This window comes from Furfurilactobacillus sp. WILCCON 0119, assembly GCF_053471565.1.
The window spans coordinates 586764-600140 of sequence record NZ_JBPCCV010000001.1 but is presented as its reverse complement, the minus strand read 5'-3'; the positions used below and the strand labels follow the sequence as shown (position 1 = coordinate 600140).

The following is a 13377-nucleotide window of genomic DNA, read 5'->3' as shown; positions in this document are numbered from 1 at the left end:
TCGTGGCGTTAGATCAACAGGAATTATTTCAGAAATTATTACAACAATTGAACCTTGAAGACCAAGCAACAACCGCACCGTATGCAACAGGTGCGATTACGGCCATGACAGTTCATGAAAAAAGTCGAACGTGGAGTTTTGGCTTCTTATTTGAAGATATTTTGCCGTTTGAAACGTTTATGGACTTCACTCAGCGGCTTAATCAGGCGTTTAGTGAAATTGCGACCATCGACTTTCAGATTGCGACGCGGACTGCACAACCAACACTGGCGCTGATTGATCGTTATTGGCAGTGGGCGGTTAGTCACAGTGGGCTAAACGACCAGTTTGCTCGGCAATTATGCGACGGTCCCGCCCCCGTCATGCAGGGTGAGACCATCGTCATTACGGCACCGAACCAAGTGGTCTCGGACTTTTTGAACGGTGAGACGCTGTCCGCCCTCACGGCAACGTACCAGCGGCTGGGCTTTCCGGCGCTAACGTTTGCCACCACGGTGGATGAGGCGGCCTCAGCACAACGTTTGGCTGAGCATGAAGCGGAAAAGGCGAAACGTGATGAGGAAATGGTCACGAAAGCCACGGCTGTGATTGCCAAAAAGAACGCTGAACGTTCTAGTGCCCCAACGGTTGATGGTCCCGTTACGATGGGCCGGAAAATCAAGGACGACGAACCCATTCGCCGAATGGATGAGATCACCGAAGAAGAACGTAGTGTCACACTTGAGGGTTATGTTTTTGCAAAGGAAATTCGGGTCTTACGGTCCGGGCGTCAGTTATTGACGTTAAAGATCACCGACTATACGTCCTCTTTTTTGGTGAAGAAGTTTTCACGGAATGAGGATGACGAGGCCAACTTTGCTGCCATCCCAGAAAAGGCGTGGGTCAAAGTGCGTGGTTCCGTTCAGGAAGATAACTTTTCGCGGGATCTAGCCGTGATTGCAAATGATCTCCAGGTGGTCACACACACGGAGCGTGAAGATACCGCACCAGCGGATGAAAAACGGGTCGAACTTCATTTGCACACGCAGATGAGTACGATGGACGCCACAAACAACATTGGTGACTTTGTGGCACGGGCTGCGAAGTGGGGTCATAAAGCGATTGCGATTACGGACCATTCGGGGCTCCAAGGGTTTCCAGATGCGTTTCATGCAGCGGAAAAAAATGGGTTGAAGATGTTGTACGGGGTTGAAATCAACCTGGTGGATGATGGCGAGCCAATTGGCCTGAACGATGCTCATGAGCCCCTAAAGGGCCATGAGTACGTCATCTTTGACGTGGAAACGACGGGGTTATCCGCAATTTACGACCGGGTGATCGAATTATCCGCCGTCAAAATGGTGGATGGGAACGTGGTTGATCAATTTGAAGAATTTATTGATCCAGGCTTTCACCTTTCCGAAACGACAACGAATTTGACCAGCATTACGGATGACATGGTTGCCGGGTCAAAATCTGAAGTGGATGTCTTTAAACTATTCCGCGAATGGTATGGCGACGCCATTTTGGTTGGTCATAACGTGACGTTTGACGTGGGCTTTATGAACACGGGTTACGTGCGGCATGATCTTCCGGAAATTAGTAATCCGATTATCGATACGTTAACGTTAGCGCGCTTCCTGTACCCAACGTTAAAGGGGTACCGGTTAAACTCGTTGGCAAAGAAATTTAACGTGTCACTAGAACACCATCACCGGGCCATTTATGATGCAGAATCAACTGGTTATCTGGCGATGATTTTCCTTAAAGACGCTGAGGAACGTTACGACATCGTTTATCATGATCAGTTAAATGAACACATGAGTGACAATGATGCGTACAAACATGCGCGGCCGTTCCATGCAACCGTGATTGCCCAAACGCAAGCCGGGTTAAAGAACCTGTTTGAATTGGTGTCCCTCTCAAACATTAAGTACTTCTACCGGGTACCACGTGTCCCAAGAAGTGAGCTGAACCGGTTACGGGAGGGCCTCTTAGTGGGGTCAGCTTGTGCCTCAGGTGAAGTGTTTGAGGCGGCCATGCAAAAGGGGCAAGACGAGGCGCGCAAACGGGCCCGGTATTATGATTATCTTGAAGTACAGCCAAAGCCAGTGTACAAACCACTGATTGAAGGTGAGTTGGTGCATGACAACGCAAAACTTGAAGAAATCATTGAATCGTTAGTTAACGTTGCTGATGAATTAGATAAACCAATTGTTGCGACGGGGGATGTTCATTATTTGGACCCTCACGATGCCATTTACCGGAAGGTTTTGATTAGCTCACAGGGGGGGGCCAACCCACTGAACCGGCACTCACTACCAGATGTCCAGTTCCGAACAACGGATGAAATGCTGAAAGAATTTAGTTTTCTGGGTGAAGAACAGGCAAAAACGCTGGTTGTCACCAATCCGAATAAGATTGTCGACATGGTCGATGAAATCCATCCACTGAAGGACAAACTGTATACGCCACGGATGGAGGGGGCCGAAGATGAAATTCGGACCCGGACCATGGACACCGCCCATGCGCTCTATGGTGATCCGTTGCCAGAAATTGTTCAGAAACGGGTCGACCGGGAGTTGAAGTCAATCATTGGGAACGGGTTCTCCGTTATTTACCTGATTGCTCAACGACTGGTGCATAAATCTAACAAGGATGGTTACTTGGTTGGTTCGCGGGGGTCCGTTGGGTCCTCCGTGGTGGCGACGTTTGCCGGAATCACTGAAGTTAACCCCTTACCGCCGCACTATTTGTGTAAGAATGCTGACTGTAAGTACAGTGAATTCTATACGCATGGGGAATACAGTTCGGGTTATGATTTACCGGATAAAGATTGCCCAGAGTGTGGGCAGCCACTGGATAAGGACGGCCAAAACATTCCGTTTGAAACGTTCTTGGGGTTCAAGGGAAACAAAGTGCCCGATATTGATTTGAACTTCTCTGGTGACTACCAGCCGATCGCCCATAACTATACGAAAGTGTTGTTCGGTGAGGACAATGTTTTCCGGGCTGGGACGATTGGGACCGTCGCGGATAAAACGGCGTACGGGTACGTGAAGGCCTATGAACGGGACCACGAGCTTAATCTGCGGCAAGCAGAAGTCGACCGTTTGTCAAGCGGGGCAACTGGTGTCAAACGGACAACGGGTCAGCACCCGGCCGGAATTATCGTTGTGCCGGATTACATGGACATTTACGACTTTACACCAATTCAGTATCCGGCTGACGATCAGGACGCTGCTTGGAAAACGACCCACTTTGATTTCCATTCGATCCATGACAACATCCTAAAGATCGATATTCTGGGTCATGATGATCCAACCATGATCCGGACGCTGCAAGACTTGTCCGGGATTGATCCACAAACGATCCCAACGGATGATCCCGGTGTTATGAAGCTATTTTCTGGAACGGATATTTTAGGCGTTACGGAAGAACAGATCTTCAGTAAGACCGGAACACTGGGGATTCCCGAATTTGGGACCCGGTTTGTTCGGGGAATGTTGGAAGAGACCCACCCGAAGAACTACTCTGAACTGCTTCAGATCTCAGGACTGTCCCATGGGACCGACGTGTGGCTAGGAAACGCGGAAGAGTTGATCAAGGATGGCACGGCGACGATTGCCAACGTGATCGGGTGTCGTGATAACATCATGACCGACTTGATCAACTATGGCCTTGATTCCGAAATGTCGTTTCAAATCATGGAACATGTGCGGAAGGGTCGCGGAATTCCAGACGAATGGCAGGACGCGATGCGGGAAGCGGATGTGCCCCAGTGGTACATTGATTCATGTTTGAAGATCAAGTACATGTTCCCGCGGGCCCATGCCTCAGCCTACATTTTGATGGCACTGCGGGTGGCTTACTTCAAGGTTTACTTCCCAATGTTGTATTACGCTGCCTACTTCTCCGTTCGGGCCGATGATTTTGACCTAACCGCCATGGCGCATGGTAAAGAAGCCGTTAAGGGTGCCATGAAGGTTGTTACGGACAAGGGAAATGAAGCGTCAACAAAGGAAAAGAACCTGTTGACGGTGTTAGAATTAGCCAACGAAATGTTGGAACGTGGATACGCGTTTAAGATGATCGACGTTGAACGTTCCGATGCCCAAAGCTGGTTGATCGATGGTGACACACTGCTGGCACCGTTTAATGCAGTGCCAGGGTTAGGTGATAACGTTGCTAAACAGATCGTGGCAGCCCGTGAGGATAAGCCGTTCTTATCGAAGGAAGACTTGAGCAAGCGAGGCAAGGTTTCCGCCACGATTATTGATTACCTGACGGAAAACCATGTGTTGGATGATTTACCAGACGAAAACCAGTTGAGCCTCTTTTAGAAATCGGTGTTATCACTGGTGTAACGGGGCTGGTGGTTGCGTCAACCAGGTCTGTGTGTTATAGTGTTCAATGTAATTTAAGACTCTTAATCTAAGAGTGAGCCGTTTTCGGCTCGCTCTTTTTTCAGGGAAAAATAAGGAGGTGGACTACTTGAGCAATGTGGTAGAGACGGTCACCGACATGGTGCGCCCAATCGTTGACGAACATCACTTCCAGTTAGTGGATGTGGAGTTTGTTAAGGAAGGCAAGAGCTGGTATCTCCGCGTTTACGTTGACAAACCAGGTGGAATTACCATCGATGATTGCGTTATCGTAAACGATGAACTGAGCGCAAGCTTAGACGCAGCAGATCCTGATCCAATCCCCCAAGCCTACTATTTGGAGGTTTCATCACCGGGCGCTGAGCGGCCGTTGAAGAAGGAAGCAGACTTTCAAAGTGCTGTGAACCAATACATTCATATTTCACTGTACCAACCGATTGAAAAGGTGAAGGTCTTTGAAGGAACGTTAACCGCGTTAACACCAGAGCAATTGACGTTGGTGTACAAAGTTAAGGGAATTAGTAAAACAATTACCATTGATCGGTCAGCTATCGCCAGCGCCCGCCTGGCCATTGATTTCAGCGGGATGTAAGTTCAGCGCACGCGATCGTGACTAAAGGAGTACGACAAACATGAGTAAAGAATTGGTGGGCGCCTTAGACGCCCTCGAACAGGAAAAAGGGATTAAAAAAGAGGTTGTGGTTGAGGCCTTGGAAGCAGCGCTTGCCGCAGCTTACAAACGCAACTACAACCAGGCTGGAAACGTTGACGTTGTTTTCAACGATCGGAAGGGCGACATTAAGGTTTACGCCGTAAAGACCGTTTCAGAAACAGTGGAAGATTCTCAGCTTCAGATGAGTTTACAAGATGCATTAGCCATCAATAAGGCGTACGAACTGGGCGATGAGATCAAGGTGGAAGTGACACCGAAGAACTTTGGCCGGATCGCGGCTCAAACGGCTAAGCAAGTCATCATGCAACGGGTGCGTGAAGCCGAACGGGGCTTGATCTACGCTGAGTACAGTCAGTACATGGATGAAGTTGTGACCGGTGAAGTGGAACGTCAGGACACGCGTTACCTGTACGTTACGCTCGGGAGCGGTTCTAACACCATTGAAGCCGTTATGGCGAATTCCGACCAGATGCCAAACGAGACCTACAAGATGCATGACCGCATCAAGGTTTACGTGGCCCGGGTTGAAAACAACGCCAAGGGCCCACAAGTGTTTGTTAGTCGGACCCACCCAGAATTATTGAAGCGGTTATTCGAGGAAGAAGTCCCAGAAATTTACGATGGAACGGTTGAAGTTGTTTCAATCGCCCGTGAAGCTGGTGACCGTGCCAAGATTGCTGTGAAGTCAAACGATCCAAACCTTGACCCCGTGGGGACTTGTGTTGGCCCTCGTGGTCAACGGGTCCAAGCCATCGTGAACGAACTGGGTGGCGAAAACATGGACATCGTGGAATGGATGGAAGATGACGCGCAGTACGTGGCGAATTCATTGAACCCAGCCGAAGTCATTGACGTGGTCTTTGATCCAGAAAACGAACGCGCTTGCACGGTCGTTGTCCCTGATTACCAGTTGTCATTAGCAATCGGTAAACGTGGTCAAAACGCCCGGTTAGCTGCCAAGTTAACTGGTTTTAAGATCGACATTAAGTCTGAAACAGAAGCAAAATCACTGTTTGAGGATGCTGAAGACCAAGAATACGTTGAAGCAGGTTCTGAACCAACGGAACTGGCAGATGTTGAGGTAACCGTTGACGAACCCGTTAATGATCAGCGGGCCGACGACTAGCCACTAGTTGGCGATCAAAGGGGGAATTTTGATGCACCAGCGTAAAGTACCCATGCGTAAAGACATCGTAACCGGTGAGATGTTCCCTAAAAAGGAATTGATCCGGGTTGTGAAAAGCAAAGAAGACGTCATTACCATCGACCCAACTGGGAAACAAAATGGCCGGGGCGCGTACGTTAGTATTAACGTTGAAACTGCTAAAAAGGCACAACATAATCACAGTTTGGACAAAGCGTTTGGCATGAAGGTCAGTGATGAGTTTTACGAAGAACTCATTGCTTACGTTGACCATCAACAAGCCCGGCGGCAACTGTTTGGTGACGATGCCAAATGACAACTGAACAACAATTACTGAATTTACTTGGGATTGCGCAACGGGCGGGGAAACTCGTAACTGGTGAACCCATGGTCCTCGCCGCCATTAAAGACCAGTCATTAGCACTGTTATGGTTAGCAAGCGACATGGGGGCAAGCTCAAGTAAAAAATTAAGCGATAAAGCACATTTTTATGGCATTCCATTGAGTACCGCGTTTACCGTGGCAGAACTCAGTCAAGCGACAGGCCGACAACGGTTTGCGATTGGTGTCAATGACGCCGGCTTTGCTAAAAAAATGCAGTCATTACTTGAAAATTTGAAATGAGGAGAGTGAAAGGATGGCCAACAAGCGTATCTATGAACTCGCAAAGGAACTTAATGTTTCGAGCAAGGATCTCTTAACCAAGGCAAGCGCCAAGGGAATGAAGTTTAATAATCACATGGCAACGGTCAGTGATGATCAAGAGAAGACCTTACGAAACACAATCGGGAGCCGCCCAGCTAGAAAGCCGGCAGCAACCAGCAATGATGAACAACCCGTAAAACACAAGGTTGTTCACCATTTGATCAATAACAATAAGAAGCCTGACCATCGCCATACGAACTTTGGTCGCAACGGCGGTGCAAACTTGCACGGCGAGGGACGAATTATGAACCTAGATAACCCGCGGACCAACAACAATCGGCCTTCAAATCGGCAAGCTGAAACGACCAGCGCTGCTGCAAAGCCAGCAACAAGTTCGGCAGCGCCAAAGAGTGCCTCGGCAAGTGCAGCAGCACCAAAGTCACAGGCTTCTGCATCAGCAACCAGTCAAGCACCACGGTCAACAAGTAGCAACCACCAAACGAGCGCCCAACGGCCAAGTAATGGTGGTAATAACCAACACCGGTCATCATCAACATCAACGAACCGGAGTAACGGTAGCTACAACCGGAACAACAGTAATAGCAAAAACGGTGGTAACCGCAATGGTTCACAGTCAACAAACCGCAGTAACAACAGCGGCAACCGGACTGGCGGTTACAACAATAACCGGAACGGCAGTAGTAATAACGGCAATGGTAACCGTAGTGGTAGCAACAACAACCGCTCAACGAGTTCATCACGGCCAAGTAACACCAACTCACGGCCAAGCCAGAACCAATCAACCAGCAGCAATCGGACCAACGGGAGTGCCTCAACAAGTAACAACACTGGCGCACGTAACAACCGCTTTGGGAACAACGCCGCTGGTGGGAATGGTGGTAACCGTTTTGGTGGCAATAACAACCGTCGCGGTGGCCGTGGTGGTCAACAACAATACGGTCAAAAGCACCAAAAGCGGAACAGAAAGAACCAACGGATCAAGCAAACAACGCAGGCTCAACCAGCACCAACGCGGAAAGAACGGCCATTACCAGAAGTCTTGATGTACGATGTTGGCATGAACGCCCAGGACTTAGGGAAGATCTTGCACCGCGAACCAGCTGAATTGATCAAAAAGTTGTTCATGCTTGGCGTGATGGTCAACCAAAACCAAAGTTTGGATAAGGATACCATTGAAATTTTGGCTGCTGATTACGGCATTGCCGCTGAAGAAAAGCCAAAGGAAGATATTGCCGACATCGACAAGTTCTTCGAAGAGCAAGCAGAAACAGATCCAACTAAGTTAGTTGACCGGCCACCAGTCGTAACAATCATGGGACACGTTGACCATGGTAAGACGACATTGCTGGACCAATTGCGGAATTCTCACATCACAGCTGGTGAAGCTGGTGGGATCACGCAAAAGATCGGTGCTTACCAAGTTGAATTGAAGGGTCGTAAGATCACCTTTATCGATACACCAGGACACGCGGCCTTTACTGCAATGCGTGCGCGTGGTGCGGACATCACCGACATTACGATTTTAGTGGTTGCGGCGGATGACGGTGTCATGCCACAAACAATTGAAGCGATTCACCATGCTCAGGCAGCGAAGACACCAATTATCGTGGCGGTTAACAAGATCGATAAGCCAGGTGCCAACCCGAACCACGTGATCGAACAGTTGGCTGAATACAACCTGATTCCAGAAGCCTGGGGTGGGGAAACCATCTTCGTTGAAATTTCTGCGAAGTACGACAAGAACCTTGATGAACTGCTTGACATGGTTCTGTTGCAAGCTGACATGATGGAATTAAAGGCTGATCCAGACCAACGTGCGTTGGGATCAGTTATTGAAGCCCGGTTGGATAAGGGCCGTGGTTCTGTCGCAACGGTGCTTGTTCAAGAAGGAACGTTGAAGATCGGGGACCCAATCGTTATTGGGAACACCTACGGCCGGATTCGGACCATGAACAATGACCGTGGTCGGACAGTTAAGGAAGCAACGCCAGCTACACCAGTAGAAATCACTGGGATGAACGATGTTCCAGAAGCCGGTGACAAGTTCGTTGTCTTTGAAGACGAAAAATCTGCCCGGGCTGCCGGTGAAGAACGGGCTAAGCGGGCACTGATTGAAGAACGTTCGCACTCAACCCACGTCACGTTGGACAACCTGTTCGACACGATGAAGGAAGGCGAAATGAAGGAAGTTGACATCATCATCAAGGCTGATGTTCAGGGTTCCGTTGAAGCCTTAGCAACTTCATTCCAGAAGATTCAGGTTGATGGTGTTCGGGTTAACATCATTCACCAAGCCGTTGGGGCCATTAACGAAAGTGATGTTACCTTAGCAGCTGCCTCAAACGCCATCATTGTTGGGTTTAACGTGCGGCCAACCGCACAAGCCCGGTCACAGGCCGATAGCGATGGTGTGGACATTCGTCTGCACAACGTGATTTACAACGCCATCGATGAAATCGAATCAGCCATGAAGGGAATGCTTGAACCAGTTTATAAGGAAGAAGTCACTGGTGAAGTTGAAGTTCGTGAACTGTACAAGGTTTCAAAGGTCGGAACGGTTGTCGGTGGGATGGTTACTGAAGGTTACATTAGTAGCGACGCCGGAATTCGTTTGATCCGTGATGGTGTGGTTATTTACGAAGGTAAGTTAGGTTCACTTCAACGGTTCAAGGACTCAGTTAAGCAGGTTAAAGCCGGCTTTGACCTTGGGTTGACCATTGCAGGTTACAACGACTTACGGGTCGGTGATGTGATTGAAGCTTACGTTATGAAGGAAGTTCCGATTGACTAAGCGTTACCATAACGAAAGATAAGGCGGTGAAGATAATGCCAAGCAAACAATATCGTGTTGGTCGGCTGGAACAAGAAATCCAGCGCGAAGTAACGGACATTTTGTTGAAGCGTGTGCGGGATCCGCGTGTGACGGGCGTAACCATTACGGGTGTTGAAGTTACTGGTGATCTACAGGAAGCAACGTTGTACTACAGCATTCTGTCAGATAAAGCCAGTGACAACGAAAAAACAGCTGCTGGTTTGGAAAAGGCTAGTGGCCTCATTCGTGGGGAACTCGGGCGGCGGTTGAGCATCTACAAGACGCCTGAAATTTTCTTTGTTCAGGATAAATCCGTTCAGTACGGCAGTCACATTGATGAATTGATCAATAAACTGCACCAACAAGAACGCGATTAACTAAAAAATCACTCGGTGATTGGCCATTATGGTCCAGTCACCGGGTGATTTTTTGTTTGTCGGCTTAAGCAGCCGGCCGGTGCGTGCAGTCGCTTTTTTCACAACCCTACGGTATAATGATGAACGTTATCGGCTCATTCAGAGTCGTTTTTGACAGATGAAAAGTGAGGTTTTGAACGATGGAAGGCATTCTCCCGATTAACAAGGCACGTGGCATGACAAGTCATGATGTTGTTTTTAAGCTCCGCAAAATCTTGCACACGAAAAAAATTGGCCATTCGGGCACGCTGGATCCAAATGTGGACGGCGTTTTACCGGTTTGTATTGGTGCCGCAACGAAAGTGGTTCCGTACTTGATGGCTTCTGGTAAGGTGTACCGTGGCACCGTGACGCTCGGGTTTGCAACGGAAACTGAGGATCTTGACGGCGCGGAAGTTACACGCACGGCGTTAACACAACCGTTTACAGACGCCCAAATCATGCAGGGCATGGAGGCACTTACGGGCGACATTGAACAAATTCCGCCAATGTATTCTGCAGTCAAGGTCAATGGCCGCAAACTTTATGAATATGCCCGGGCCGGTGAAACGGTGGCCCGGCCTGTTCGACAAATTCACGTTGACTATTTCAAGCAAACGGGTCCCAGCACCTTTGATGAACACGCTGGCACCCAAACGATTCCGTTTGAAATCGGGTGTGGTAAGGGGACGTATGTCCGGACGTTATCGGTTCAACTTGGTGAGCAACTGAATGTTCCCGCAGTGATGAGTGATTTGACCCGGATCAAAAGTGGGGGCTTCACATTATCACAAGCGTTAACGTTAGAGGCGGTAGAACAAGCAGTGGCTGACGAAACAATTAACGCCAAGCTTCTTCCAATCGAATACGCGTTGGCCCATTACCCGATGGTTGATTTAACGCCAGATCAATGGCAGTTAGTCACAAATGGGGGGTGGCTTGAACCCGCTGTGTTAGGCGATGCTGATGTTGTCGCCGTTCGATTTGGCGGTCAGGTTAAAGCGTTGTACCAACGCTCTGCCGACGGTAAAGCGGCAAAACCGTTGAAGATGTTTTCTAATCATCTATAATCAATGAAAAGAATGTTTCCATAAAGGTGGCAAAAAACAGTGCAAGTCATTTATTTACGACAACCCTATCAGCAGGCACAAATTCCCGACACGCCGGTCGTGTTAGCCATGGGCTTTTTTGATGGTGTTCACCTCGGTCATCAAACGGTCATTAACCGGGCGCGAAAGTTGGCCGATGAACGGGGAGTGAAGTTAGCGGTGCTGACATATACGCACCAACCAGCATTGGTCTATCAAAATAATCCCGAGGTGTTTCGGTACCTGTCCCGGTTCGACCGGAAGCTAGCGTTACTGAAGCAACTGGGTGTCGACATCGTCTACGGGGTCAGTTTCACATCGCAACTGTCTGCGCTACAGCCACAAACGTTTGTGGACGACTACATGGTCGGGTTGCACGCCGTGGCCGTTGTGGCTGGGTTTGACCATACGTACGGCAAGGTTGACGTTGCCAGCATGAAGCAGCTCCCCGCGTATGCGAACGGGCGGTTTGACGTTGTGGAAGTTGGCCAAGTGTCCGTGAAGGATGCAAAGGACAGTTCGACCCGGATTCGGCAGGCCATTGATGACGGCGACGTGGCCGACGCAAATCAACTGTTGGGGTACACGTACCAAACAACCGGGATCGTCGTTCATGGCGAGGCGCGTGGTCGGACACTCGGTTATCCAACGGCAAACATCGATCCCGTGGTGACTGAACGGCTCCCAGGCATCGGCATTTATGCGGTGTGGCTTAAATTAGGCGACGTGTGGTACCCAGGCATGGCGTCAATTGGTCGCAATGAGACGTTTGGTGACCACCGGCCCGTGACGATCGAAATCAATCTGCTGGACTTTGATCAACAGATCTATGGGGAAGAAGTGGTGGTCGCCTGGGGAAGCCATCTCCGTGATCAGGTGAAGTTTTCAGGGGTCGACGACCTCGTTGCACAATTAGATCAGGATGCATTGGCGACCAGAGCATTCATGGCTGATCACGCCAAACCTCTTGAAACAATTGGTGATTAGGGACGTTCGCTTTTAAGGGCCGGCTTAGGACATTCCTGTCGTAAGCCGGCTTTTCTTATAGGCAAACGGCTGATTAATTTTTCCAATAAAAAAGTCAAATTGAATTATGAATTTGTTTGACTTTCTTTGACCAAGTTGTTATATTAGTAACTGTTCTTAGCACTCAAATAGCGTAAGTGCTAAAAGGGGTGAATAAGACGATAACAGATCGACAAAAAATGGTATTACAAGCAATTGTCCGTGCATATACGGAGACTGGGGCTGCGGTTGGTTCAAAGGCCTTGGCAACGTGGCTACCGATCCACGTGAGTTCTGCCACCATTCGTAATGATATGGCGGCGTTAGAAGAAGCGGGTTACGTGCAAAAGGAACATACGTCCTCTGGGCGGGTGCCATCCTTAGCAGGCTACCGCTATTACGTGGATCACTTGGTCAATGACAATGTGGTGGATCATACAGACATTCAGCTGATTCAAAATGAGTTGAGTGGCTCATTTTCAAAGATTGATGAAATCGTTGAAGAATCCGCTAACCTGTTGTCAAAATTAACGTCGTACACGGCGTTTACGTTGCGGCCTGAACAGGCTGATGCCCGTTTAAGCGGGTTTCGGTTGGTACCACTAGGTAACCGGCAGGTCATGGCCATTTTGGTCATGGATAGCGGTGATGTGGCGAACCAGACGTTTGTCCTGCCACGTGACATGGACAGTGACCAGCTTGAGGCGGTCGTCCGGTTGATCAATGATCAACTGGTTGGCTTGCCATTAACGCAGGTTATGGAGAAATTACGGGTTGAGATTCCAGCCCAGGTGAGTCAGTACATGCAAACGCCAAACGGATTTTTGAATCTCTTTGGGCAAGTGCTGGATAAAGCTGCGGCTGACCGTTACTTTGTTGGCGGTCGACTGAACCTTCTGAATTTCTCGACGAATCATGACCTTCATGACTTCAAGTCGTTGTACCAACTCTTTGATACAACGGATGACATCGCAAGCGTACTGAGTCCACCAGACAGTCAGGTTCAAGTCCAGATTGGTGACGAGATCACGAATGACTTGTTGAAAGATTATAGTTTGGTGACCGGCACGTACGATGTTGGGGCTCATGGTCGTGGCATGATTGCTGTGCTTGGCCCAACCCGGATGCCGTATTCGCGGATGATCGGGTTGGTCGGGGCGTTTCGTGAGGAACTTGCCGCCAAGCTTTTAGATTATTATCGACACCTTGATGAGGATTAAGTGCATTGAG

Annotated in this window: 10 protein-coding genes; all 10 read left to right on the top strand. The window is 49.1% G+C overall.

Annotated elements, in window-relative coordinates:
* Positions 1–2: 2 nt before the first annotated feature.
* The 10 genes from ACRYI5_RS03065 to hrcA all read left to right on the top strand — a co-directional run bounded on the left by ACRYI5_RS03065 (position 3) and on the right by hrcA (position 13367).
* Complete coding sequence (locus tag ACRYI5_RS03065; RefSeq protein ID WP_448224223.1) at positions 3–4322, top strand: PolC-type DNA polymerase III; 4320 nt, start codon at positions 3–5, stop codon at positions 4320–4322.
* Positions 4323–4473: 151 nt separating this feature from the next.
* On the top strand, positions 4474–4956 hold the full coding sequence (gene rimP, locus ACRYI5_RS03060; protein ID WP_407879411.1) for a ribosome maturation factor RimP: 483 nt from the start codon (positions 4474–4476) through the stop codon (positions 4954–4956).
* Positions 4957–4996: 40 nt separating this feature from the next.
* A complete protein-coding gene (gene nusA, locus ACRYI5_RS03055) occupies positions 4997–6163 on the top strand; it encodes a transcription termination factor NusA (protein WP_407879412.1) in 1167 nt (388 codons plus the stop codon).
* A 31-nt stretch (positions 6164–6194) separates the two neighbouring features.
* Positions 6195–6497, top strand: coding sequence for an RNase P modulator RnpM (rnpM, locus tag ACRYI5_RS03050; protein WP_407879413.1), 303 nt, complete (start codon positions 6195–6197; stop codon positions 6495–6497).
* The gene (locus ACRYI5_RS03045) at positions 6494–6805 is read left to right on the top strand and encodes a YlxQ-related RNA-binding protein (RefSeq protein WP_407879415.1); all 312 of its coding nucleotides are present in this window, start codon (positions 6494–6496) and stop codon (positions 6803–6805) included. The genes rnpM and ACRYI5_RS03045 overlap by 4 nt, the downstream gene beginning before the upstream one ends.
* 13 nt (positions 6806–6818) lie before the next feature.
* Positions 6819–9638, top strand: a complete 2820-nt coding sequence (infB, locus tag ACRYI5_RS03040; protein WP_448224222.1) for a translation initiation factor IF-2 — start codon at positions 6819–6821, stop codon at positions 9636–9638.
* 35 nt (positions 9639–9673) lie between these two features.
* Positions 9674–10036: a 30S ribosome-binding factor RbfA gene (gene rbfA / locus ACRYI5_RS03035; RefSeq protein ID WP_407879418.1), complete on the top strand. Its 363-nt coding sequence runs from the start codon at positions 9674–9676 to the stop codon at positions 10034–10036.
* Positions 10037–10215: 179 nt separating this feature from the next.
* Positions 10216–11124 carry a tRNA pseudouridine(55) synthase TruB gene (gene truB / locus ACRYI5_RS03030; protein WP_448224221.1) on the top strand — a complete coding sequence of 303 codons (909 nt, stop codon included), beginning with the start codon at positions 10216–10218 and terminating at the stop codon, positions 11122–11124.
* Positions 11125–11163: 39 nt separating this feature from the next.
* On the top strand, positions 11164–12129 hold the full coding sequence (ribF, locus tag ACRYI5_RS03025; protein WP_407879421.1) for a riboflavin biosynthesis protein RibF: 966 nt from the start codon (positions 11164–11166) through the stop codon (positions 12127–12129).
* Positions 12130–12317: 188 nt separating this feature from the next.
* Positions 12318–13367, top strand: a complete 1050-nt coding sequence (gene hrcA, locus ACRYI5_RS03020; RefSeq protein WP_448224220.1) for a heat-inducible transcriptional repressor HrcA — start codon at positions 12318–12320, stop codon at positions 13365–13367.
* Positions 13368–13377: the final 10 nt, after the last annotated feature.

What these genes read in the sequence shown, in the direction of transcription:
- rbfA (WP_407879418.1), top strand. Translation starts at nt 9,674, where the DNA reads ATGCCAAGCAAACAATATCGTGTTGGTCGGCTGGAACAAGAAATCCAG.
- rnpM (WP_407879413.1), top strand. Translation starts at nt 6,195, where the DNA reads ATGCACCAGCGTAAAGTACCCATGCGTAAAGACATCGTAACCGGTGAG.
- truB (WP_448224221.1), top strand. Translation starts at nt 10,216, where the DNA reads ATGGAAGGCATTCTCCCGATTAACAAGGCACGTGGCATGACAAGTCAT.
- ACRYI5_RS03045 (WP_407879415.1), top strand. Translation starts at nt 6,494, where the DNA reads ATGACAACTGAACAACAATTACTGAATTTACTTGGGATTGCGCAACGG.
- nusA (WP_407879412.1), top strand. Translation starts at nt 4,997, where the DNA reads ATGAGTAAAGAATTGGTGGGCGCCTTAGACGCCCTCGAACAGGAAAAA.
- infB (WP_448224222.1), top strand. Translation starts at nt 6,819, where the DNA reads ATGGCCAACAAGCGTATCTATGAACTCGCAAAGGAACTTAATGTTTCG.